This is a genomic window from uncultured Lacinutrix sp. (assembly GCF_947500325.1).
Lineage (GTDB): Bacteria > Bacteroidota > Bacteroidia > Flavobacteriales > Flavobacteriaceae > Lacinutrix.
In genome coordinates this window covers 352,179-375,207 of record NZ_CANMRQ010000003.1, presented here as the reverse complement: position 1 = coordinate 375,207, position 23,029 = coordinate 352,179, and the positions used below count along the sequence as shown (strand labels likewise).

General features: G+C 30.1%; 23 protein-coding genes. 11 read left to right on the top strand and 12 right to left on the bottom strand.

The genetic code is table 11. From position 1 onward, the window contains the following. Positions 1-125: 125 nt before the first annotated feature. Positions 126-1,550 (bottom strand): redoxin domain-containing protein, encoded by a 1,425-nt coding sequence (locus tag Q0997_RS06625; protein ID WP_299886389.1) that lies wholly within the window; start codon positions 1,548-1,550, stop codon positions 126-128. A gap of 230 nt (positions 1,551-1,780) precedes the next feature. Here Q0997_RS06625 and Q0997_RS06620 point away from each other — a divergent pair, with 230 nt between their 5' ends. Further along, positions 1,781-3,406 carry an ABC-F family ATP-binding cassette domain-containing protein gene (locus tag Q0997_RS06620; RefSeq protein WP_299886386.1) on the top strand — a complete coding sequence of 542 codons (1,626 nt, stop codon included), beginning with the start codon at positions 1,781-1,783 and terminating at the stop codon, positions 3,404-3,406. A 76-nt stretch (positions 3,407-3,482) separates the two neighbouring features. On the opposite strand, the gene Q0997_RS06615 is transcribed toward Q0997_RS06620, so the two are convergent. Then, positions 3,483-3,722, bottom strand: a complete 240-nt coding sequence (locus Q0997_RS06615) for a DUF2007 domain-containing protein (protein WP_299886383.1) — start codon at positions 3,720-3,722, stop codon at positions 3,483-3,485. A gap of 166 nt (positions 3,723-3,888) precedes the next feature. Here Q0997_RS06615 and Q0997_RS06610 point away from each other — a divergent pair, with 166 nt between their 5' ends. Next, positions 3,889-4,425: a fasciclin domain-containing protein gene (locus Q0997_RS06610; protein ID WP_299886381.1), complete on the top strand. Its 537-nt coding sequence runs from the start codon at positions 3,889-3,891 to the stop codon at positions 4,423-4,425. A 62-nt stretch (positions 4,426-4,487) separates the two neighbouring features. Here the strand turns inward: Q0997_RS06610 and Q0997_RS06605 are convergent, their stop codons facing one another. Continuing rightward, positions 4,488-5,333, bottom strand: a complete 846-nt coding sequence (locus Q0997_RS06605; protein WP_299886379.1) for a phosphatase PAP2 family protein — start codon at positions 5,331-5,333, stop codon at positions 4,488-4,490. 21 nt (positions 5,334-5,354) lie between these two features. Then, positions 5,355-7,781 (bottom strand): phenylalanine--tRNA ligase subunit beta, encoded by a 2,427-nt coding sequence (gene pheT, locus Q0997_RS06600; protein ID WP_299886376.1) that lies wholly within the window; start codon positions 7,779-7,781, stop codon positions 5,355-5,357. Between the two features lie 228 nt (positions 7,782-8,009). Between pheT and Q0997_RS06595 the strand changes: the two genes are divergently transcribed. From Q0997_RS06595 to Q0997_RS06575, 5 genes are all read left to right on the top strand, one after another. After that, the gene (locus Q0997_RS06595; protein ID WP_299886373.1) at positions 8,010-10,046 is read left to right on the top strand and encodes an endonuclease; all 2,037 of its coding nucleotides are present in this window, start codon (positions 8,010-8,012) and stop codon (positions 10,044-10,046) included. 156 nt (positions 10,047-10,202) lie between these two features. Further along, positions 10,203-10,484 carry a hypothetical protein gene (locus Q0997_RS06590; RefSeq protein ID WP_299886370.1) on the top strand — a complete coding sequence of 94 codons (282 nt, stop codon included), beginning with the start codon at positions 10,203-10,205 and terminating at the stop codon, positions 10,482-10,484. Positions 10,485-10,679: 195 nt separating this feature from the next. Next, the gene (locus Q0997_RS06585; RefSeq protein WP_299886367.1) at positions 10,680-10,886 is read left to right on the top strand and encodes a hypothetical protein; all 207 of its coding nucleotides are present in this window, start codon (positions 10,680-10,682) and stop codon (positions 10,884-10,886) included. Positions 10,887-10,893: 7 nt separating this feature from the next. After that, positions 10,894-11,595, top strand: coding sequence for a hypothetical protein (locus Q0997_RS06580; protein WP_299886364.1), 702 nt, complete (start codon positions 10,894-10,896; stop codon positions 11,593-11,595). 276 nt (positions 11,596-11,871) lie between these two features. Next, complete coding sequence (locus Q0997_RS06575) at positions 11,872-13,083, top strand: TlpA disulfide reductase family protein (protein ID WP_299886361.1); 1,212 nt, start codon at positions 11,872-11,874, stop codon at positions 13,081-13,083. Positions 13,084-13,113: 30 nt separating this feature from the next. On the opposite strand, the gene Q0997_RS06570 is transcribed toward Q0997_RS06575, so the two are convergent. Genes Q0997_RS06570 through Q0997_RS06560 form a run of 3 tightly spaced genes read right to left on the bottom strand, consistent with a single transcriptional unit; the run spans position 13,114 to position 14,296 of the window. Continuing rightward, the gene (locus Q0997_RS06570) at positions 13,114-13,326 is read right to left on the bottom strand and encodes a hypothetical protein (protein WP_299886359.1); all 213 of its coding nucleotides are present in this window, start codon (positions 13,324-13,326) and stop codon (positions 13,114-13,116) included. A 14-nt stretch (positions 13,327-13,340) separates the two neighbouring features. After that, entirely contained in the window at positions 13,341-13,757 is a 417-nt protein-coding gene (locus tag Q0997_RS06565; RefSeq protein WP_299886356.1) for a hypothetical protein, read from the bottom strand. Beyond that, on the bottom strand, positions 13,754-14,296 hold the full coding sequence (locus Q0997_RS06560; RefSeq protein ID WP_299886354.1) for an RNA polymerase sigma factor: 543 nt from the start codon (positions 14,294-14,296) through the stop codon (positions 13,754-13,756). Before Q0997_RS06560 ends, Q0997_RS06565 begins: the two co-directional genes overlap by 4 nt. Before the next feature lie 618 nt (positions 14,297-14,914). Between Q0997_RS06560 and Q0997_RS06555 the strand changes: the two genes are divergently transcribed. The 4 genes from Q0997_RS06555 to Q0997_RS06540 all read left to right on the top strand — a co-directional run bounded on the left by Q0997_RS06555 (position 14,915) and on the right by Q0997_RS06540 (position 18,617). Beyond that, on the top strand, positions 14,915-16,402 hold the full coding sequence (locus Q0997_RS06555) for a hypothetical protein (protein WP_299886351.1): 1,488 nt from the start codon (positions 14,915-14,917) through the stop codon (positions 16,400-16,402). 18 nt (positions 16,403-16,420) lie between these two features. Next, on the top strand, positions 16,421-17,029 hold the full coding sequence (locus Q0997_RS06550) for a DUF6705 family protein (RefSeq protein ID WP_299886348.1): 609 nt from the start codon (positions 16,421-16,423) through the stop codon (positions 17,027-17,029). A 185-nt stretch (positions 17,030-17,214) separates the two neighbouring features. Next, positions 17,215-17,823, top strand: a complete 609-nt coding sequence (locus Q0997_RS06545) for a DUF6705 family protein (RefSeq protein WP_299886345.1) — start codon at positions 17,215-17,217, stop codon at positions 17,821-17,823. A 185-nt stretch (positions 17,824-18,008) separates the two neighbouring features. After that, positions 18,009-18,617: a DUF6705 family protein gene (locus Q0997_RS06540; protein WP_299886342.1), complete on the top strand. Its 609-nt coding sequence runs from the start codon at positions 18,009-18,011 to the stop codon at positions 18,615-18,617. A 382-nt stretch (positions 18,618-18,999) separates the two neighbouring features. On the opposite strand, the gene Q0997_RS06535 is transcribed toward Q0997_RS06540, so the two are convergent. The 5 genes from Q0997_RS06535 to Q0997_RS06515 all read right to left on the bottom strand — a co-directional run bounded on the left by Q0997_RS06535 (position 19,000) and on the right by Q0997_RS06515 (position 23,026). Then, positions 19,000-19,980 (bottom strand): hypothetical protein, encoded by a 981-nt coding sequence (locus Q0997_RS06535; protein ID WP_299886340.1) that lies wholly within the window; start codon positions 19,978-19,980, stop codon positions 19,000-19,002. 5 nt (positions 19,981-19,985) lie between these two features. Beyond that, positions 19,986-20,609: a hypothetical protein gene (locus tag Q0997_RS06530; RefSeq protein WP_299886338.1), complete on the bottom strand. Its 624-nt coding sequence runs from the start codon at positions 20,607-20,609 to the stop codon at positions 19,986-19,988. Between the two features lie 197 nt (positions 20,610-20,806). Next, a complete protein-coding gene (locus Q0997_RS06525; protein WP_299886335.1) occupies positions 20,807-22,066 on the bottom strand; it encodes a glycosyl hydrolase family 18 protein in 1,260 nt (419 codons plus the stop codon). Positions 22,067-22,251: 185 nt separating this feature from the next. After that, a complete protein-coding gene (locus Q0997_RS06520) occupies positions 22,252-22,647 on the bottom strand; it encodes a hypothetical protein (protein WP_299886332.1) in 396 nt (131 codons plus the stop codon). Beyond that, entirely contained in the window at positions 22,631-23,026 is a 396-nt protein-coding gene (locus Q0997_RS06515) for a DoxX family protein (protein WP_299886330.1), read from the bottom strand. Before Q0997_RS06515 ends, Q0997_RS06520 begins: the two co-directional genes overlap by 17 nt. Positions 23,027-23,029 lie beyond the last annotated feature (3 nt).

The following is a 23,029-nucleotide window of genomic DNA, read 5'->3' as shown; positions in this document are numbered from 1 at the left end:
AGTTCGTTTAACTCTTTTGTTCTCTTTACTTTTCATTAATAAGTCGATTTTTTGTCAACTTATTTCAGGACGGGACAATAAATAAAAAAAAGCCTCGATACTTATCGAGGCTTTTTTTTATGGTATTATTGATTTATTAACCCCAATAATTCGTGCTCAAAACTAATATTAAAAATATTAGCTTTAGCATTTATTATTTTATAATTTTTATTTATAATATATACATTGTTTATTGGTTTTACGGAAAGTAATTTTACTGCAACTCTAGGGGATTTTAATCTATACTCATTGTGTATTCTAACATCAAAATGATTTAAAACTTTCTTTTGCGTATCATAAGAAATTGAATCAACATTTATCGCAATAAATTCTACTTCAGGATATTTTACATTAAGCTCTTTAATACGCTTGTGAGATGTTGTAATATGATTCTTATTGTGTTTAGTCCAAAAATAAATTACTGTAGGTTTATTTATTAAACTGGTTAGTTTTAACTCTTTGTCTTCAGAGTTTAAAACAACAACTTCTGGTAGTTTGTTACCAGGCTTTAATCGTTGATATGAATTAACAAGTTTTTCTGCTCTTGCAACATCTTTTTTATTCGTGTTTTTTTCTTTAAATGATTTAAATAAAGCATTATAATTCTCTGTAATTTTAGAATTGTTAATGAATCTAATCATTGTATAATTTAACAATCTATTTTTTATGTAATCATTACTTATTTTTTCATCTATAATTTTTAGTTTGTCTAGATTGAAATCAAGAGATAATTCATCATAAGTGCTATCATCACTATGTTTAAAATGATCTTGTAATGCTAAGTTATTAATATGAAAACGCATAAATGAATTGTATGGCGTATAATCTTTTAAAAGTTCACTATTGTAATCAATGTCTTTTCGGTAGTCATAAAAATTATCAGGTAAACTTTTAAACATTATTTTTTCAGATTGACTATAATTTGCAATAGGATAAAGCTCTTTATTTGCATAATGCTTATAATTTATATTGGCTTCAGCAATAACATTAAAAAGAGCGGTAGTTGTATTTTTTAATTTAAATTTTTTAAGACTTGCTAATTTTTCATCTCTTAAAAGATTTAGTTCTTGTTCAAATTTCTCAGGTTTGGATTGGCTTAGTCTAAGTATTTTAGTTTCTTCTTGTTCATTTAATAAAAATAAATTCATCAAATAATTATTTTCTTTAGCACCTATACCAGAATAAACTAAAGACTCATCAAAATCATATGTATTTAATCTAAGCATTAAACTATCACTTGGTTGTATAAGAACAGTTTGTACCTCACGACCATCAAAAAAGTGATATAAACCAGCATCTACATCTTCGATTTTATATGAAAAACGATTTTTTTTATCTAAAGGGATAGTGTCTATAATTTCTCTAGATTTTGAGAGTATAATAAAATTAGAATAAGGGTTAATAATCTTCCCTCCAAAAAAGGCTGAGTTATCATCCTGTTCTTTATCTTGTTTACATGCTGTAAACAATACGATTACACAACATAATATAGGCAGTAACTTTAACTTCATTACAATTAGTTCAAGAGAGCGTTAACAAAACAAAAATATGTTTTGAAATTGAGCATAGGTGTTAATGCGTTGTTAAATTGATTGAAACTTTAGTTAAACTCATGATAATGCAATGTTTTAAATGGATTAAATCGCTTTTTGTTTTTAGGATACGAAAGATATTAATTACTTTTGCATCCTCAAACTTTATAGCCAAAAGCTAAGAAGTAAAACTCTTAAAAATTACAATAATGTTATCAGTTTCAAATCTTTCAGTACAATTCGGTAAACGTGTTCTTTTTGACGAAGTTAGCACAACTTTTAATAATGGAAATTGCTACGGTATTATTGGAGCAAATGGGGCAGGAAAATCTACCTTTTTAAGGATTATTTCTGGGCAAATTGAAGCAACTTCTGGACACGTACACTTAGAAACAGGTAAACGTATGTCGGTTTTGGAACAAAACCATAATAAACATGATGAAGACACTGTTTTAGATACTGTTTTAAAAGGAAATAAACCTTTATTTAAAATTAAATCTGAAATAGATGCGCTTTATGCAGATTATACAGATGAGAATGCTGAAAAAATAGGAGAGCTTCAAGTGCAATTCGAAGAAATGAATGGTTGGAATGCAGATAGTGATGCTGCAGCAATGTTATCTAACTTAGGCATAAAAGAAGAATTTCATTATACATTAATGGGAGACTTAGATGGAAAACAAAAAGTACGTGTGTTATTAGCACAAGCGCTTTTTGGAAATCCAGATGTATTAATTATGGATGAGCCTACCAACGATTTAGATTACGAAACAATTGCTTGGTTAGAAAACTTTTTAGCTAATTATGATAACTGTGTTATTGTGGTTTCTCACGATAGACACTTCTTAGATGCTGTTTGTACACATATTAGTGATATTGACTTTGGAAAGATTAATCACTTTTCTGGAAATTATACGTTTTGGTATGAATCGTCTCAATTAGCAGCTAGACAACATGCGCAACAAAATAAGAAGGCAGAAGAGAAGAAAAAAGAATTAGAAGAATTTATACGTCGTTTTTCTGCTAACGTTGCAAAAAGTAAGCAAGCAACGAGTAGAAAAAAGATGATAGATAAGCTTAATATTGAAGATATTAGAAGAACGTCTCGTCGTTACCCAGCTATTATTTTTGAACGTGATAGAGAAGCAGGAGATCAAATATTAAATATAGAAGGATTAGAATCAACTTTAGATGGCGAAACATTATTTAAAGGCATAGATTTAAACCTTCAAAAAGGAGATAAGGTTGTTTTATTTTCTAGAGATTCTAGAGCTACTACCGCATTTTATCAAATTTTAAATGGTAATGAAAAACAAGATTCAGGGAAGTTTTCTTGGGGTGTAACTACAACACAATCTTATTTACCATTAGATAATAGTGAATTCTTTAATAACGATTTAACTTTAATCGATTGGTTACGTCAATGGGCGCAAACAGAAGAAGAGCGTGAAGAAGTTAATATTCGTGGATTTTTAGGGAAAATGATTTTTAGTGGAGAAGAAGCATTTAAAAAATCGTCTGTTTTATCTGGAGGAGAAAAAGTGCGCTGTATGTTATCAAGAATGATGATGACTAGAGCAAATGTATTGCAGCTTGATGAGCCAACTAATCACTTAGATTTAGAAAGTATTACGGCATTCAATAATTCACTAAAGAATTTTAAAGGGACAGTTTTGTTTACAACTCATGATCATGAATTTGCACAAACGGTTGCTAATAGAGTAGTAGAGTTAACACCAAACGGAGTTATTGATCGTTACACAACATTCGATGAGTATATGCAAAATGCTAAGATAAAAGAGCTTAGAGAAAAAATGTATGCTGTTACTGCTTAATTGCAGTTTATAATATGATACAAAAAAGCCTTAAATCATTGATTTAAGGCTTTTATTTTATACTTCTATGTTAGGATTATGAAACTTCCATTTCAGAGCGTACAGCTTCTACAACAGGTACGGCTTTATCAAGTTCATTTTCGTGTACATAGACTTCTGGAAAAGAAGGAATAGAGGTTGCAAAACCTGCTAAGCGTCCTGATTCCGTTTCATCTTTAATAATTGGATTAATACCAATGTTTTCTAATTGTTGCTTTATTAATTGTACAACAATTGCATTTCCCGTATAAATTTTTACATAATTAGAATCTGTCATAAGCTTTCGTTTTTAAATACTCTTTAATTTACGAAAAAAAAACGAGTTTATCAATCATTACGGTGCGTTAAATACATGTTAAATGTTAAAAGTATATCTATAAACATCCAAATTCCAGTTAATTACGTTTATAATAATATCCTGTGTAATAATAAACAGTTTAATTATGAAAAAGCTTGTTTTAGCAATTTTCTTATCATTTATGGTTTGTAGTACTTGTAATATTTGGGCGCAGTCTACTGTAATTGATAAAAACAACAATACCGTTTTATCTTTTTTAGAAAATACCAATACGCATCATACCTTTCTTAAAATTGTAAACGCAACTGGATTATACGATATGTTATCTAAAAATGGACCATTTACTATTTTGGCACCAACAGATGCAGCTTTTAAAAAAATAAATGCAGGTACATTAGAAACGCTATTTTTAAGAGAAAATCAAGATAAATTAAAATCAGTTATTACATATCACATTATTCCAGGTAATGTTAATACTGCTTCAATATCTAAAGCTATTTTTAACAATAATGGAGAAGCTAATTTTAAAACTTTAAATGGAGCAACCATCACCGTTTTTATAAGAGAAGGCATTTTGGTCTTTGAAGGTCCAAAAGGAGGTGAGTCTTTAATAGAATCACCAGATAAACAACAATCTAATGGCTATGTACATAGTGTAGATACATTAATTCTCCCAAACTAAACCTACTAAGGTTTTTAATAGTAGAAAGCGGCCTGTAGGTCGCTTTTGTTTTTTTTGGTAGGTTAGAAAGTTCCTATGAGTCCAATTTGATTTCCTGTAAAACTTACATTCCAAGAAATACTAGGTTTCTTTTTATTGTATTTGTAAGCTTCAGATTTAAATAGGAAATTATCAATACTATCTACGACTACAATGCTTAATACTGCTCCAATACCAACGTCTGTTAACCAGTGCGCACCAGCAAATAATCTAGATATTGGAGCAATTGATCCTAATGCATAAACACTAACTTTAGACCAAGTATTGTTAAACTGTTTCGCTATAGAATGCGCCATAGTAACAGACAGCACTGTATGTCCAGATGGAAATGAGTGAAAACCAGGTTCGTTAGACCAGAATCTAAATTCGTTACTTTTAAATCCGTTTCCAGGTCTTGCTCTACCAAAAACAGTTTTACTTAAGCTTTGTATTACACCAGTAGTAAAGGATGAAGAAATAATTAAGACACTCGTCTTTCTTATTTTTTCATTTTTTGTAAATAATCCGTAGCCATATAAACCAGCATTTGCTATAAAATAGACTTGCGGACTACCAAAACGTGTTCCAACTTCTTGAAACAATTTTGGAGGCTTCTGTCTAGTAAAAAAAGCACTAGACTCATCATCTATTGTTGATAAGGCTAAAGCTCCAACAATTACAGTTCCTAAAGTTGTGAAATCTTTTTTCTTCCAGCTAAATGGTCTTGAAAATGAATGTTTAACACCTAAAAAAGATTGTTTAGCATCGTAAGCCAATAAGCGACCTATACTAGTAGTGTCTATTGTCTTTTTTTTTACTATACTTTGAGCATTTGTTTTAAAAGCAATTAGTAGTATAAAAAAATAAAGCGCTTTTTTATAACATCTCATAATTACCAATTAAAATGTTTATTACCTTAATTCTGCCCCTAATTTATTTTCAAAATTAGATTGTAGTTTATTCATAACCTTATCAATAACCTTATCAGTTAATGTTTTGTGTTCATCTTGAAATGTAAAACTTACTGCGTAACTCTTTTTACCTTTAGGTAAGTTTTTACCTTGGTAAACATCAAATAAATTAACGTTTTTAAGTAATTGTTTTTCTGTTTGTTTTGCTATAGTATTTATTTCATCGAAGGTTACTTTATCATCTAATAATAAAGCAAAATCGCGACGTACTTCAGGGTATTTCGGAATAGCAGTAAACTTAATTTTATTACGTTTTGCTACTTCTATAATATTATCCCAGTTAAAATCTGCAAATAATACTTCTTGAGCGATATCAAAATGTTTTGCAACTTTAGATTTAACTATACCAAAATCTACTAAAACAGTTTTACCTTGACTGTATTGAATGCCTTCAGAAAACAAATCATTTTTAACACTAGTGGCTCTATAACGAGAAATGCCTAAGCGTTCTAAAGCGCTTTCAATTGTACTTTTTAAATAGAAAAAAGTACTCTTTCCATTTTGGCTAGTCCAACTTTCTTTAGTTTTATTACCAGAAATAAAAATCGTTAAATGTTTGAATTCTTCACGAGTACCATTATAATTATAGTATGTTTTTCCAAATTCAAAAAGTTTTAAATCGCTTCGTCTTCTATTAATGTTATAAGAAATCGCTTCTAAACCAGAAAATAATAATGATTGACGCATTACCGATAAATCATTACTTAGCGGATTTAGCATGGTTATATTATGTTCCGCTTTCAATTGCTCACTTAAATCTATATAATTTGGATTAGTAAGTGAGTTCGCCATAATCTCATAAAAACCTTGCGCAGCTAATTGATTACCAATAACATTTTGTAATTTATAATCTTCAAATTTTGAAGAATTAGAAATAGAGGCATTTAACTTATTTGTTGTTTCTATATTATTATAGCCATAGACACGTAAAATTTCTTCTATAACATCGGCTTCTCGTTGTACATCATTACGATAAGCAGGAATAGTTAAACCTAATCCAGTTTCTGTTACATTATTTACTTTTATCTCTAAAGATGATAAAATACTTTTTATGGTTTCTTTAGGGATTTCTTGACCTATCAATTTTGTTACTTTTTCAAAAGTAAGGTGTACCTGAAAATCTTCAATTTTTGTTGGATAAGCATCAGAGATATCACTAGTAATTTCACCTCCAGCCACTTCTTGAATTAATAAAGCTGCACGTTTTAATGCAAATTCAGTAATATTAGGATCTATACCACGTTCAAATCTAAAAGATGCATCTGTGTTTAATGCATGGCGTTTTGCTGTTTTACGTACGCTAATAGGATTAAAATAAGCACTTTCTAAGAAAATAGCAGTTGTGTTTTCAGATACTCCAGAATCTAATCCTCCAAAAACACCAGCAATGCATAAAGGCTTTTCGGTATCGCAGATCATTAAATCATCTTCATGTAATTCACGCTCTAAACCATCTAAGGATAAAAATTTAGTTCCTTTTTCGACTGTTTTAACCTCAATTTTATTGCCTTTAATTTTATTAGCATCAAAAGCATGAAGTGGTTGCCCTAATTCATGTAATACATAATTAGTGATATCAACAATATTATTAATAGGAGATAAGCCAATAGCCTTTATGCGGTGCTGCACCCATTCAGGAGAATCACCAACTTTAACACCAGAAATTGTAACACCACAATAACGTGGCGCTAATTCTTTATTAGTAACATTTACATCAATTTTTAGTGTTCTGTTTTCTACATGAAATTTACTAACACTAGGCGTAATTAATTCTAAATTAATGTCTTTATGTTGTAATCCAGCTTTTAAATCACGAGCAACACCATAATGGCTCATTGCATCTGCTCTGTTTGGCGTTAATCCAATTTCAAAAACATGATCATTTTCAATATCAAACAATTCAGCTGCTGGAGTTCCAACAACAGTGTTGTTATCTAAAACAAGAATACCATCATGAGATTTTCCAAGACCTAACTCATCTTCAGCGCAAATCATACCATGACTTTCTTCTCCTCTTATTTTTCCTTTTTTTATGGTCCAAGCTTCTCCTTCTTCAGCATATAGTGTAGTACCTATTGTTGCTACTGGTACTTTTTGTCCAGCTGCTACATTTGGCGCACCACAAACTATCTGTAAAGGTTCGCCAGAACCTATGTTTACAGTTGTTACTTTTAATTTATCGGCATTATCGTGTTGTTTGCATGTTAAAACTTCACCAACAACAACACCTTGAAGTCCACCTTTTACACTTTGGTAAGTATCTAAACCTTCAACTTCTAAACCTAAATCGGTTAATAATTCGCTGGTTTGTTCTGGTGTCCAATCTAATTTTAAAAACTGCTTAATCCAGTTGTAAGAAATCTTCATTATGAGAGTAATTAAGAGCGCAAATATAATAATAGTTAAGGGTTAAAGGAATTTTAAAATTAGCTTTTATTCTAAAAATACTTATTAACAGCTTTTTTTTATATAAAACAAAGAATACTAGTAGGTTAGAAGGCTATTGTTATTAAGTTAAAAAACAGATAATATTATGGTAATATAAGAGATTGAATATAGCCATATCTTGTTGCAAACAACTAAAAAACCCTCAAAATGAAAAACAAATTACTTGTATTGTTTCTGCTATGTACTACAATAGCATTAGCGCAAATCCCTTCGTATTATAATAATGTTAATCTTGCACAAAGTGGTAATGCCCTTAAAGACGATTTAGCAACTAAGGTTATTAGTACACATTCTACATTTTTAAGCTATACACCTGGAGTATGGAATGCTTTAAAGCAAGCAGATTTAGATCCAACAAATTCAAATAAAGTATTACTAATATATGGATATAATGATACTGATAGCGATTTTAAAACAGATAGAACTAGAGGAAAAGATAGTAATGGTGGTGGAGTAGGCTTATGGAATAGAGAACATACTTACCCTAAATCAATTGGAACTCCAAATTTAGGAACATCTGGACCTGGAAGTGATGCACATCATTTACGTGCCAGTGATGGACAAATGAATTCTACTAGAAACAATAGAAAATATGCTGATGGTTCTGGTAACGCAGGAATTACAGCTCAAGGACATTTTTATCCTGGGGATGAATGGAAAGGTGATGTGGCTAGAATGATGCTTTTTATGTATTTACGCTACGATAACCGTTGCTTACCTAAAAATGTAGGTGTTGGTAATACTGTTTCTAGTGATAGTAATATGATAGATTTATTTTTACAATGGAATGTTGAAGATCCTGTAAATGCTTTTGAAGACCAAAGAAACCAAGTGATTGCAGGAATACAAGGTAATCGTAATCCATTTATAGATAATCCAGCATTTGCTACTCAAATTTGGGGTGGACCGCAAGCAGAAGATCGTTTTGGTACTGGAACTGGACCAGGAACTGGCGGCGGAAATAATTCTGCAGATGATTTATTTATTTCAGAATATGTTGAAGGTTCATCTAATAATAAAGCCATTGAAATTGCTAATTTTACTGGTTCTAGCGTTAATCTTTCTGCATATAAAATAAGAAAACAAACTAATGGATCGGGAAGCTGGAATACAGGTTATACTTTAAGTGGATCATTATCTAGTGGTGACGTTTTTGTAGTTGCAAATTCTAATGCTTCTACAACTTTAAAGAACAAAGCAAATGTTACTACAACAAATACTGCAGTTACTTTTAATGGTAATGACGCAGTTGGGTTATTTAAAAATGGTACTTTAATAGATATAGTAGGGACTTTTAATGGTGGTAGTTCTAATTTTGCTAAAGACAAAACATTGAGACGTAAATCTAGTATAGAGTCTCCTAATACAACTTATACTGTTGCAGAGTGGAATACATTTAATCAAGATACATTTAGTGATTTAGGTACACATACTATAGATGGCAGTACAACATCTCCACCAACAACGCCACCAGCAGTTACTTACTGTAGCACAAAAGGTAATAGTGTTGCAGACGAATATATTGATTTTGTGAGTATTGGTGGTGTTTCTAACAGTTCTGGCGCAAATGGAGGTTATAAAAACAATACTAATTTAGTTGGTAATGTTAATTATGGTTCTAACACTATTGTTTTTAGCGCAGGATTTTCGGGACAATCTTATACAGAATATTGGAAAGTATGGATAGATTATAATAAAAACGGTACTTTCGAAAATAGCGAAGAAGTAGCTAGTGGTTCTTCTTCTAGCTCTAATAATTTATCTGCTAACTTTACTATTCCATCATCTGCATTATCTGGAGCAACAAGAATGCGTGTGTCTATGAAATATAATGCCGCACCATCACCATGTGAAACCTTTAGTTATGGTGAAGTAGAAGATTATACATTAAATATTGGTTCTAGTTCTAGATTACTTACAGATACTAATGTATTTGATGTAGATGAATTAGATTCTGAAAATCAAGTATTCAGCGCTAATATCTTTAATGGTTTTAACGATTTAAGTGTTAAGATGAAAGATGATAGATCTGTAACTTATACTATTTACAACACATCTGGACGTTTAATATCTAAAGGTGATTTTTCTCAAAGATTAAGCATTAAAAATTTAGAATCTGGATTGTATGTTATACATATTAATGATGGTCAACGCATAATTCAAAAGAAGATTATTAAAAAATAATTTGCTAAGTATTTAATTAATGAAAGCCCAATTATAGATTGTTTATAATTGGGCTTTTTTTGTGATTTATTTTATTAATATGAATTGAAAAAGTCTAAAATGTTAATTGTAGACGTAATTATTAAAGAATTAAACATTAATTAAACTCAAATAATTATGAAAACATTTCATTTTGCATTACTGTTAGTAGCTATGTTTTTTGCTGGAACACAATTTTCATCAGCTCAAAAAGATAAAGAAGTAAAGGTGGAAGTAAAAAAAACAGTAGATTCTGATGCTGAAGCTAAAGAAGAATCTATGGAAGTTGAGGAGAAAAAAGCAACTAAAACAGATAAAAGAAGAAAAATTAAAATAAAAGAAAAACCTGAATCTAGATCCCCAAAAAATACAGAAGGTGAAGAAAAGAAAGAAGAAAAGGGTAAAGAAGATGAAGATTAGTTGAACAATTTAAATATCTATCTATAAAAAAGAGGCATTGATAAAAACAATGTCTCTTTTTCTTTTTCATGTATTTAAACGTCTTTTTATGTTATTTTGACGATGTTTTTGGTTTTGATATTGCTGTATTTTGTGATTTTAATGCATAATTATTGTATTTTAGTTGAAATTGATTAATAAACTTTAATGACATTTATGAAAATACTAACGAGAATAACACTAGTAATGTGTTTGTTTTTTGTTTTAGCGTCTTGTAGAGATACAAAAAAAGAAGAAGTTGAAACTAAAGCAGCTGTAGAACAAATAGAAAGTATTGAAGCAGAAACAGAAGATATTATAGAATCTGTTGAAGAAAATGCTCAAGAACTTAAAAAAGAGTTAAACGAACTAGATAATATATAATATAATTATGAAACCAATAAATATTAAATTAACAGGATTGATGCTTTGTCTTTTGGTAAGTGCTTTCTCTTTTTCTCAAAATAAAGGAAAGGATAAAAGTAAAAAAGAGAAAATAGAAAAAGTAAAGCATGAGGTAAAAGCAGAAAAAGAAGCTATTAAAGAAGAGCGTAAAGCATTAAAAGAAGAAGCAAAACAAATAAAAGAAGAAGCTAAAGCTGAAAAAAAGGAAGCTCAAGAAGCTTTAAAAGAAGAACGAAAAAGATTAAAAGAGGAACATGAAGGCCATGATCATGATGATGACGATGGACACGGACACGGGAAAACTAAAAATAAAGATAAACATGATGATGATGATGATGATGATGGAAAAGGTAATGCTTATGGAAAAAATAAGGGCGATTTAAAAGGAAAAGCTTTTGGTAAATATAGAGCAGCTCAAGCTCAAGACAAAATAAAACGTAGCAATGAGAAGATTGATGAAAATAAACGTTTGGTAGATAATGGTAGAAACAAGTTAGCAGAAGCGAAAAAACGTTTTGAAGCTCAAAAGGAAAACGATAAGCTTACAGAAGAACAGATAGCAACACGTCAAGCAAAACTAGATCGTGTAGAAAAACTACTTAGTGAGCATGAGAATAGAGTTAAAGTTGCACAAGAAAAAATTACAGAGAAAAAAACAAAGCTATTAGAGGTTTATAAGGATAAATAAAAAATATTAAATAAGTATAAAAGACATTGCAATCGCAATGTCTTTTTTTTGTTTTAAGTAGTACGTCGAAAATTTTAACCTTTAAACGAATGTTCGGTGTTACTAAAGACTCTAAAACTCTGTTTTTGGGTATTCGACCTACCTTGTTTTAAATAAGATTATTATTAGCTAACAAGCTTTTTTTAATTTTTTGGTTATGGGGGCATTGTATCAGCAATGCCCTTTTTTTTGTAAGGATTTTGTTGTTTCTTCGAATAAAATTAAAAATCCATAGTCATGCGTAAATATATAATTCTTTTATTAATAATGGTAATGTGCTCATGCCAAGACAAATCAACTCAAGAATTTTTGTCTTTTGGAAATTATAGGGCAGAATTAAAAGTAAGTAATACAGAAGTATTACCATTCACTTTTAAAGTAAAAGATGCTAATACATTAACGGTATATAATGCTGAAGAGCAAATTGAAGTCGATGAGATTACGTATCGTAACGATTCTATATTTATTAATATGCCTGTTTTTGAAGCTTTATTAGCTGCTAAAATTGAGAATGGCGTACTTAATGGCAATTTTATAGTAGAAGGTAAAGGTAGAACTGTGCCATTTGTAGCAAAAAAAAATGAGACTCGTTTTAATAAAGGTGCAGAAGCAAAAGCTAATATTACCGGGAATTGGGAAACTGTATTTAGCCCAGAAAGTGATGAAGATAAATATATAGCTAAAGGTATTTTTAAACAAAATGGAAATCATGTAACGGGTACGTTTAGAACCGAAACAGGAGATTATCGTTTTTTAGAAGGTGTAGTTAATGGTAACGATTTAAAACTCTCAACCTTTGATGGCGCACATGCTTTTTTGTTTACAGGTACAGTAACAGATTCTACTATTAATGGTCATTTTTATTCAGGAAACCACTGGAAAGAACCATTCACGGCTAAGCGTAATGAAAATTACGAGTTAGCAAGTGCCAATACGTTAACCTATTTAAAAGACGGTTACGATAGTTTAGCCTTTACATTTCCAGATGCTAATGGCAACCAAGTGAGTTTAAGTGATGCTCGTTTTAAAAACAAAGTTGTATTAGTACAAATTATGGGAACTTGGTGTCCAAATTGTTTAGATGAAAGTAAATATTATGCGCAGTTTTATAAAGACAACAAAGATAAACCTATTGAAATAGTAGCTTTAGCGTTTGAGTATGCTAAGACTGAAGCTAAAGCTTTTGCTTCTATAAAACGTTTACAAGAAAAAGTTGGTATTGAGTACCCAATTCTATTAGCTCAAAATGGGACTACTAGCAAGAAAAAAGCACAAGAAAAACTACCAATGTTAAATCATGTGTTAAGTTACCCAACAACCGTTTTTGTAGATAAAAAAGGAAAGGTACGTAAAATACATACTGGTTTTAATGGCCCAGCTACAGGAGATAAGTTTACTGAGTTTAAGAGTGAGTTTACTGCATTTGTAGATGAACTGTTAAAAGAATAGTTTCATTTATAAAAGAGTTCTACTATGGTTCTATAGTGTTTTAATATAGAAACCTTTTACTTTTACTAAGTCAATAATATCTTCTTCTAAGCCATTTGTTTTGGCTTCAATTCTAAGTACATTATCTATGTCTTCAAGGTCAATAGACCACTTAATAATGTCTGAATGATTGTTAAATACAGGCATTATAGATTTAACCTTTTTCTTCGATTTAATATCTGTTCTAAATATTAGTAATTCCATACTGAAGCTTAATGTTATTCTGGGGCTGATGTTGTTGTATTGCCTTTATCTTGATTAGATTGTCTATCTACATATTGTTTGTAAAATTCATCACCTTCTTCTTTCCAAAACTTATCATAGTATTTCCATTTAGAAAAATCGGTTTTAGAGTCTTTTTTACACATGTCTTTAGAGTTTTTAGATGATTTTTTACCACCGCTAGTGCCGCAACCTCCAATTAGTATTTTTAGTAAAATAAACAAACCAACGGCTTGCCAATAGGTAATTGTAGTTAAGCCAAAAATATCTGGCATAAGCCAATTCCATAACCACATGATTACAAAACCGAACAAAATAATTAATCCTATTATAGCAATTGCGCCAAAAACAATCATTCCAGCAATTTCTAATGGTGATTTTTTTCTGAATTTATGAGTGAAAAAATTTGTCATGATATATTATTTTTATGTGTGTTTATTTCTACTTCTATTTTTTTATATAATATGCTTATTGCTCGATGTCTTCTAGACATTAGTGTTCCTATAGATATGCCTGTTTCTTGGGCTATTTCTTTATAAGTGTAGCCTTCAAAATCTACAGCGATAATAATATCTTTATATGCTGGTTTTAGTTGTTCTATACACTTTTTTAGAACCAATATCATTTGGTCTGATGCATAGTTATTGTCGGTTTGATGTAGTACTTCAACAAGGTCTAATAGCTCTTTGTCATTATCTACAGGCGTTACTTTTTTTGTAGTACGCATCACGTCTATAATTTTGTTTTTTATAGATGTATAAACAAAACCAGCAACATTATTTATTGGTGCGTATCTATCGGCTCCAGAAAACAATTTTAAAGCAACATCTTGAATAATATCTTCTGCATCTCGATTTGCTGTATTGCTTATTTTTGTACTTACATACATCTTGAGAGAGAAATATTCTCTACTAAAAAAATCTTTAAGTTTTTTAGTGTTTTCTGATTCCAAATTAGTTAAAACCTTTAATGTCTTGTCTTTGTATATAAAGACGAAACTTTTTTAATCTATTGCATTTTTTTCTTTTTAAATAAAAAATACAAGATGTAATGCTACCTGTTTATATAAAATAAGTGATTTCTATCTAAAACTATATTAGTAATGTGAGGTATTTGTAACCTTAATTACTAGTTTTTTTAATCCTAAAATCGAGTTTGTAAAACCTTATATTTTTTAATTTATTATTTATATCAATGTTAGCGGTTTGTATAAACTCTTTTATTGATAGATTATATCCTATTTGATAAAGCCTCATTTTGTAAAAGCGTAATGTTATGTGTTCTTTTAGTAGAATTGTATTCTTTGTAAACACTCGTTAAAAAAGAGTATTGGCTGGAAAAATTAACCTTATTAGTTTTTCAAAAGATGCTTATACGAAAATATGTAGTTTAACGTATTTTTACTCTAAAAGAAAAATCTTTTATTTGTATTGTTATTTTCAATTACTGTATTCCTCATTAAAAAGTCTAGTTTACTCAATAAAAAGAATCGTTTACTCGTTATTCTTTTTACGTATTAACTATATATCTTAATTTTGAACTTAGTATTAATCAATATAACTCTAACTAAATGAAACAAAAACTCAAACGCTACCTAAAATTTGGAATATTTCTTTTTGGGATAGCTCTTATCTTCACTCACTGTAAAAAAGAGGACGATTCAATTATAGACGAATCTCAGTTACAGCAAATTGAACCAAAAGTTGTAAGTCAAAAAATAGCTTTTGATAATAGCTTGCATAGAAATACCTTAAACAAAACTATAGGTAAATTAAAAAGTAAGCTTAATTCTGATAATCAATTCAATAGAGATAATGAGGATGATAACATTATAATTCTTACAGATGAAGTTTTGTATACAACATATTCTGAGACTCATACCTATACTTTTAAACTATTGCGTATTAATCCAGAGTTTTATATAGAAAATGTTGTTTTACATTATAATGTAGAAACGGAAAGTTACGATGAATATTTAATACAATATGACATTACACCAGAAGAATATCTTAATATTGATAATGGCGGTTTTTTAGAAAATTCTGATAGAGTAACAATCACAGATTTAGAAAACGGTTTTGTAAGTTCTTATTTAAATAGAGGCTGTAATAGAGTATGCCAAACCATTTATGTAGAATGTAGTTCTCCTGCAAAACATACCCTTGGACAGACTTGTACAGCAGAAACGCCACCATATTCATATCAATCTTGTAGTACTGTTTGTTTTGATATTTCTGCACCAGATGGTCCATCTGGCGGTGGTGGTAGCAATGGAGGTGACAGCGGTAGCGATAATGATAATCCGATTGATACAGACGTTGTTACAGACCCAATGTCATCGTCTTGTAAAATGAGTGGTGGAGGCACAGGTGCTATTGATGCCAATGGTGATTGTGTAGCGTTAGGTCTTGGACATGTTGCGAGTTTAAATAAACTTACCGAGCAATCACAAATTCAAGATAAAATTGCAGAGTTAAAAACAAAAACAAGTGAAGATAGAGAATATGGTTACCAATTTAAGTTATCAGGAAGTAACCCAATAACGTATAACATTGTTGAAGCCACTTTAGACACAGATAGTAGAGGCGTTAGGTTTGACTTTCCTTCTCATCTTACTAGATTAGAAGTGCACACCCATTATGCTGGCTTAGACAGTGCTTTTTCTTCTGAAGATTTATTTAATACAGTAAGATCTGCCGTTAATGCTAATAATAATGACCAACATACTAGTATACTGGTTGCACCTAATGGTAAATTGTTTGCATTAAGAGTTAATAATATGGAAAATGCTGGTAGTTTTGCTGATAATTATGTTGATAGTAATGGAAACGCAGACAAAGATAAGTTTGAAACAATGCAGAAATTTTATATAAAATATGTAGTGAATAAAGCAAACGAAGATTGTAATAACACTTGTACCGATGCTGAATATGATGCGTTTTTAAACAACCATTTAGCAAAAATTTTAATTACCTTTAGTACGGGATTAAGCTTGTATGAAGCAACCGAAGATGCCGATGGCAATATTACATGGAGCCCAATAGTATATACACCTTAAAAACATTATATTTATAGTATGAAAAATTTAATAACCTTAATGATAGTAGTATTTTGCATAAGTAATATTACTGTTTTAAATGCACAAGAAACCATTATCCCATTAAAAGATGGAGATCTATCGAATATACCACTAACTGGTGATATATATCATAAAGACACAACGAACACCTTTGATAAATTTATGGAAACATGGGTGTTTGATAACGGTACCAATTATTTTAAAGTAACTTTTAGTAAAAAAGAACGTGTCAGATACGGTAATATGAGAGTTTATTCAGATGAATTAGTGTGCGAATATTTATTTAAAGTAAATGGCATTACTATTTATGATACTTATGGTGTAAATAGTAATATAAATAATTTAGGAGCAAATCATATCTCGGGAGATGATATAATTAATGAAAATAAAATAAAACTCATGTATGGCGAACCACCAGTTAACAGCTGTCATAAATATGCAAAAGGAAAATTAACATTAAATTATATTTCTGGGGCAACACCAACCTTACAATGGACACGCGTAAATGATGAATTGTATGGAGATAATAGCACATGCCCAGATGGCTCATCAATGGATTTAACAGATTTTGTTATTCCTGCAAATATGATCTTGGTTAAGCAATAAGTAACTAAATACATTCATAAAAAGCAGGTAAGGTTACCTTATCTGCTTTTTATATATTTAAGAGTAAAACGTAAAAACATATAATAAAAAAATAGTTTATTTTTATCTGAATGAAAAAAAGAAACTTCCATACTGGTTTAGATATATACGTTATCAATTCAATTGTTTATGGGATCACGTTTTGTATGAAAAATTTAATAACCTTAATAGCAGTAGCCCTTTTTGCAAGTAGTACTACTCTTTTAAATGCACAAGAAACCATTATCCCATTAAAAGATGGAGATCTATCAAATATACCACTAACTGGTGATATATATCATAAAGATACCACTAACATTTTTGATAAATTCATGGAAACGTGGGTATTTAATGATGGTACTAATTATTTTAAGGTGACTTTTAGTAAAAAAGAACGTGTAAGGTTTAGTAATACTCGAGCTTATGCAGACGAATTAGTCTGCGAATATTTATTTAAAGTAAATGGCACCACTATTTATGATACTTATGGTGTTAATAGCAATATAAATAGTATTGGAGATAATCATATTTCTGGTAGTAGTATAATTAATGAAAATAAAGTAGAACTAAGTTATAGCGAACCACCTGTTAATAGTTGTCATAAATACGCAAGTGGAGAATTAACATTAAACTATATTTCTGGCGCTACACCAACCTTACAATGGACACGCGTAAATAATGAATTGTATGGCGATAATAGCACATGCCCAGATGGTTCGTCTATGGATTTAACAGATTTTGTTATTCCTGCAAATATGATCTTGGTTAAGCAATAAGTAACTAAATACATTCATAAAAAGCAGGTAAGGTTACCTTATCTGCTTTTTATATATTTAAGAGTAAAACGTAAAAACATATAATAAAAAAATAGTTTATTTTTATCTGAATGAAAAAAAGAAACTTCCATACTGGTTTAGATATATACGTTATCAATTCAATTGTTTATGGGATCACGTTTTGTATGAAAAATTTAATAACCTTAATAGCAGTAATTCTTTTTGTAAGTAGTGCTACTCTTTTAAATGCCCAAGAAACCATTATCCCATTAAAAGATGGAGATCTATCGAATATACCACTAACTGGTGATATTTATCACAAAGATACCACTAACACTTTTGATAAATTTATGGAAATATGGGTGTTTGATGATGGTACGAATTATTTTAAAGTAACTTTTAGTAAAAAAGAACGTATAAGATACGGTAATATGAGAATTTATTCGGATCAATTAGTGTGTGAATATTTATTTAAAGTAAATGGCACCACTATTTATGATACTTATGGTATAAATAGTAATATAAATAATAGAGGAGCAAATCATATTTTGGGGGATAATATTATTAATGAAAATGAAATAAAACTAAGTTATAGTGAGCCACCTGTTAATAGCTGTGATAAATATGCAGATGGAAAATTAACTTTAAATTATATTTCTGGCTCAACACCAACCTTACAATGGGTACGTGTAAATAATGAATTGTATGGTGATAATAGCAAATGCCCAGATGGTTCGTCTATGGATTTAACAGATTTTGTTATTCCAGCAAATATGACTTTGATCAAGCAATAAGAAACTAAATTGTAGTACATACAAATAACAGATAAGAAATCAGTCTCTTATCTGTTGTTTTTATTTGTAACCTTAATTACTAGTTTTTTTAATCCTAAAATCGAATGTGTAAAACCTTATATTTTTTTAATTTATTTTAAATATTAATATCAATGTTAGCGGTTTGTATAAACTCTTTTATTGATAGATTATATCCTATTTGATAAAGCCTCATTTTCATAACCAGTTTTTAAAAGCGTGATGTTATGTGTTCTTTTAGTAGAATTGTATTCTTTGCTAGCACTCGTTACAAACGAGCGCTAGCTTGGGACTTTGCAAATACACATAGACCTTTCGATTAAGCACTTTTTGCTCTGTTTTTTTTATACATTGTTAGGTGCAGTTATTTGCTAAACATATCTTCATCAGTCTTTTTATCAGAAGGTAAGATATCCATATATGCTATTCTCGGTCTTTTTTCGATATAAACACCGTTTTTATCCATTCGATTCACATAACCTCTAATGGTGCAATCGCCAAAAAAGTATGTTCTATCCTCAACGATTTTTCCAGAAATCGGATAACAAGTTAAAATATGATTTTTATAAGCAAAGCCGATAGTGTTCGAATTTTCATTACCTCTTGTGATATGTCCTTCAAGTTCCACATATTGGTTATGTGCTAACTCTGGAAATAGAACATCTTCTTCTTCCTTTCCTTTATAGAAAACACCTTTTTCATTTATTGAAATGGAAACTTCTTTTTTGGTGTCGTCTGCATCAACTTTTTCGTTTGAACTAAATCCTATTTTGAGCTTTCGTTCATCTTCAACAAGTTGAGTTAATCTATTGAAAATCGTTTCCGGAATTTCTGTGAATAATTCTAAATATACTTTTGGAACATAAAGGATTTCTCCAGCATCATTATATATTCCAATGAATTGGACTCCTTTAGTTTCTTTAAATTCTACTTTGTCAAATTTTCTCTTTTTAAGAGTTTTCAAATGCTTGCCAATTTGAACAATCCATTTAATTCCCTTTACGATACCTTTGAAAACATCTTTAAATCCAAAATCTCCAACATCGTTTTGCCCCATTTTTTTTAGAGCAGAACCACCATAAATTGCACCTCCAGAAACTAAAGCCAATTGGATTAGTTCTCCAATATTTTCTGGAATTAGAGTTTCCCAACTTCCTTTTCTTGTCCTTACAGGCAAATCAAATTCTACTGCATTTAATTCAGGTGATTTTTTGTACAGGAAATATCTGAAGATTTCGTCTATTCCTATTAATGCTTCGGCTGATTTTCGAGCATCTAAATATCCATCTTTAACAAGGTCTCCCTCAAATTTGAAATGTGCTAAATATTTTTCGTTGTCTTCCATTGAGTTTATTTTAATAGCATCATATCATCATAGTAGTTCTCATAAGAGTGCCAATTTAATATTTGATTGATAACTTTTGTTGAAAGGTTATTTGTTGGATTTGCATTTAAATCAAAATCAGAACCGTAATCATTATTTAAATCAGCAAAACAAGTTGTTACATTGTTTCTGTAGTTACCTTCTTCGTGATGAATAGATTGATTTCTTGCTTGTAATATTATGTTTTTAAGGCTTTGAGTTGTAAATATTCTTCCATCTGGACAATTGGCTGGATTTCCGTGAGTTTTTGAAATACCTTGTTTTGCTATTTGCAAAATTGACATTCCGATTGCTTGATATGATAATTCTTTATTAGTAATAGAAATTTCCAAATCAGCTATATCTTGTTCTAATTTTGGAATATTGGCATCTTGAGCAAATTTTGCCATAGTCACGAACTTATGTTGTAACTGAAGTTCATTATAATCTTCCATTTGGTCGTATGTAGTGAAGTCAAATTGAAGATGCTTTAGTCTATCTTTTTTCGCAAGCAGTTCGGCTTTCAGGTTTTCCAGTCGATGCAATTCAGATTTTAAAGCATCAAACAAAGTTTTAGAAGCGTACTCGGTATCATTCAGATAGTTTGTCATTTAGTAGTATGTTCGTTTTAATTGCACCTAATGTTTCATTGATGAAAAATCGTTTTAATAACCAGTCAAGCTGGTCATAAGTGTTTTTTATGAGATGTTAAGCCAAGTTATATTTTTTTAACTTGAAAATCAGTTTATTGAGTGCTAGGAAAATCAAAGTTCTTAACAGGATTATTAACATGTGTTAATTTATGCGCTTATTTGTCGTTATATAAAGTGGTGTTTTGTTCTTGTGAAAAAGCTTTAGCTAATAGGTTCCAGAGTTCAGGATAACCATCATCGTAACCAAGCGCCCATATACCAACGCCGCCTATTTTATTGCTTTTAATCCAATTGTATGTCATGGATAGTGATTTTTCATCTTCAAAAAATAACTGTCTGTAATGCTTAGTATTATCTTTTATAATAATATAGCTTGAAGCACTTTTAGAGTCGAACTTTACGGGAATATTTAAAGAATCTATATATAATTTTCGTATGGCTTTATATGGTGGATGAGATTTAAATGTTGTTACTGCTGCACCAATATTTGGTTTTTGGGTGTACCATTCTGCTCCATAATAAGGCAACCCAGCAATTAATTTATTAAGCGGCACGCCTTTGTTTTTATAATGGTTAATAGAGTGCTCTAATCCATTACCAAAGGTTGTACTGGTTTTAAGCGGTGTAACTGGTCCAGTGGTTTTACTAAAACTTCCGTAATAATCATATCCCATTAGAGTATAAAAATCTACATGAGAATTTATAGCCTTTATATCAAAAATGTTTTTCCAATCTATAGCGTAAAGACATAGTGAAACCATATAATCGGGATTCTTTTGTTTTAGTGCCTTAGAAATTTGAATTATAAATTTTGTAAAATGCGTCTTGCTTTTTTTAGGTACACCTTCAAAATCAATGTTTATACCATTTGCAGCGCGAAGCGCGAGTAAATTAGAGATACTATCTATTAGTGTTTTTTGAGCCTTTGGGTTGTCTAGAAAAACAGAATTGTTTTTACTTCCAAAATTAGAAACAGACAAAAATACTTTACAGCCTTTGGCTTTGGCACTGTCTATTAAAGGCGTGGTTTTCCATTGGTGAATGCTTTTATAGCTTCCAGTATTTGGTTCTACAGCATACGAAAAATAAGAGATACCCCATAACATGGAGAAATTATAGTTTTTATAGGTAGATCCGTTTGAGTAAATATGCCAGCCAAACGTACGTATATCTGGATGTACATTGCCTTTTGCGTGCAGAATTTTTTTATTTGAGGTATTGTTTAGGCTATCCCATTGCGCTTCAGTTTTAAGATTTAAAGCGCTATTTTTTTCATCGTTAAGATGGCGTTGACTAATATAGCTGTCATTACTGGTAGTAATGACTTGGTTTTCATCTTTTACCTTAGATTTATTATCAACCTTGCAACTTATTAATAAACATAGAGACATAAGTGTAATTAATACTGTTTTCATCTCTTTATTGTATAATGCTATATTGATAAATATGACGTTTTATTATTTGTCTTAAGCTAAGTTAGTTTTTAATATTATACAATAGCATACTATTAGCTTGTTGTTTATACAATATTATTAACACGTGTTAATTTGAGATTTTAGTAATAATAAAAGCAGTTATTATACAAATAACTGCTTTTGTTTTAAAGGTTTTTTTGTGTAAAAATAACTTCTCTAATTACTTGCCATCTATTGTCTTCCCATATTAAGTCTATACTTAAATTAATAGTTCGTTCTACACCTGTTAAGTTTACTTTTCGTTCTAACATAACATGTCCTGTATTATTAAAAGCTTTAATATGCATAAACTTAGCCCAGGTATTTAAAGCGGTAGCTTTTTGGTCTCGTTTAGTTTTAAATAGATTGGAGAAAGCTGTTTTGTTTGCAATTGTTTTCTGGTCTTTATTATCTATCATGATAACTTCTAGATCATCATGATAAATTAAATCTAAGGTTTCTATATCAAAATTTGTTGCCGCTTTAATAAGTTGCTCTATGGTTTGTTTTAAACCAGCGTCTGCTTTATTTGTTGTTGTCATCTATTATTTTGTTTTGTTGATAATTACCATATACTTTACGATCGAAAACCCAAGAGACGCTTATAAAAATTAATGCAACTGTAGCAAAGAGGTATTCGCCATCGCTAACCATTGCATGGGCTACTAATGCTAATATTGCATCGAATAAAAACCCTGCATAAGCAAGTTCTTTTAAGAATTTTGACCATTTTGTTAGAATAGTAATAGCTCCAGCAATCTTTAAAAAGGCTAGTGGATAGATTATCCATGTTGGAAAACCGAGACTTATAAAGAAGCCTTCTGCTCTTGGATAATTAAAAAGATACATCATTGCTCCAGCAAAAAAGAGTAATGCTAATAGTGTAGTGGCTGTCCAGTAAATGATTTTGTTTGTTTTCATGAT

Excerpts from the sequence above, each read along its gene's own strand:
- Q0997_RS06585 (WP_299886367.1), top strand. The coding sequence starts at position 10,680 with ATGAAAATACTAACGAGAATAACACTAGTAATGTGTTTGTTTTTTGTT.
- Q0997_RS06615 (WP_299886383.1), bottom strand. The coding sequence starts at position 3,722 with ATGACAGATTCTAATTATGTAAAAATTTATACGGGAAATGCAATTGTT.
- Q0997_RS06515 (WP_299886330.1), bottom strand. The coding sequence starts at position 23,026 with ATGAAAACAAACAAAATCATTTACTGGACAGCCACTACACTATTAGCA.
- Q0997_RS06610 (WP_299886381.1), top strand. The coding sequence starts at position 3,889 with ATGAAAAAGCTTGTTTTAGCAATTTTCTTATCATTTATGGTTTGTAGT.
- Q0997_RS06530 (WP_299886338.1), bottom strand. The coding sequence starts at position 20,609 with ATGACAAACTATCTGAATGATACCGAGTACGCTTCTAAAACTTTGTTT.
- Q0997_RS06520 (WP_299886332.1), bottom strand. The coding sequence starts at position 22,647 with ATGACAACAACAAATAAAGCAGACGCTGGTTTAAAACAAACCATAGAG.
- Q0997_RS06545 (WP_299886345.1), top strand. The coding sequence starts at position 17,215 with ATGAAAAATTTAATAACCTTAATAGCAGTAGCCCTTTTTGCAAGTAGT.
- Q0997_RS06590 (WP_299886370.1), top strand. The coding sequence starts at position 10,203 with ATGAAAACATTTCATTTTGCATTACTGTTAGTAGCTATGTTTTTTGCT.
- Q0997_RS06540 (WP_299886342.1), top strand. The coding sequence starts at position 18,009 with ATGAAAAATTTAATAACCTTAATAGCAGTAATTCTTTTTGTAAGTAGT.
- Q0997_RS06620 (WP_299886386.1), top strand. The coding sequence starts at position 1,781 with ATGTTATCAGTTTCAAATCTTTCAGTACAATTCGGTAAACGTGTTCTT.
- Q0997_RS06595 (WP_299886373.1), top strand. The coding sequence starts at position 8,010 with ATGAAAAACAAATTACTTGTATTGTTTCTGCTATGTACTACAATAGCA.
- Q0997_RS06565 (WP_299886356.1), bottom strand. The coding sequence starts at position 13,757 with ATGACAAATTTTTTCACTCATAAATTCAGAAAAAAATCACCATTAGAA.
- Q0997_RS06550 (WP_299886348.1), top strand. The coding sequence starts at position 16,421 with ATGAAAAATTTAATAACCTTAATGATAGTAGTATTTTGCATAAGTAAT.
- Q0997_RS06575 (WP_299886361.1), top strand. The coding sequence starts at position 11,872 with ATGCGTAAATATATAATTCTTTTATTAATAATGGTAATGTGCTCATGC.
- Q0997_RS06580 (WP_299886364.1), top strand. The coding sequence starts at position 10,894 with ATGAAACCAATAAATATTAAATTAACAGGATTGATGCTTTGTCTTTTG.
- Q0997_RS06555 (WP_299886351.1), top strand. The coding sequence starts at position 14,915 with ATGAAACAAAAACTCAAACGCTACCTAAAATTTGGAATATTTCTTTTT.
- Q0997_RS06570 (WP_299886359.1), bottom strand. The coding sequence starts at position 13,326 with ATGGAATTACTAATATTTAGAACAGATATTAAATCGAAGAAAAAGGTT.
- Q0997_RS06525 (WP_299886335.1), bottom strand. The coding sequence starts at position 22,066 with ATGAAAACAGTATTAATTACACTTATGTCTCTATGTTTATTAATAAGT.
- Q0997_RS06625 (WP_299886389.1), bottom strand. The coding sequence starts at position 1,550 with ATGAAGTTAAAGTTACTGCCTATATTATGTTGTGTAATCGTATTGTTT.
- Q0997_RS06605 (WP_299886379.1), bottom strand. The coding sequence starts at position 5,333 with ATGAGATGTTATAAAAAAGCGCTTTATTTTTTTATACTACTAATTGCT.
- Q0997_RS06535 (WP_299886340.1), bottom strand. The coding sequence starts at position 19,980 with ATGGAAGACAACGAAAAATATTTAGCACATTTCAAATTTGAGGGAGAC.
- pheT (WP_299886376.1), bottom strand. The coding sequence starts at position 7,781 with ATGAAGATTTCTTACAACTGGATTAAGCAGTTTTTAAAATTAGATTGG.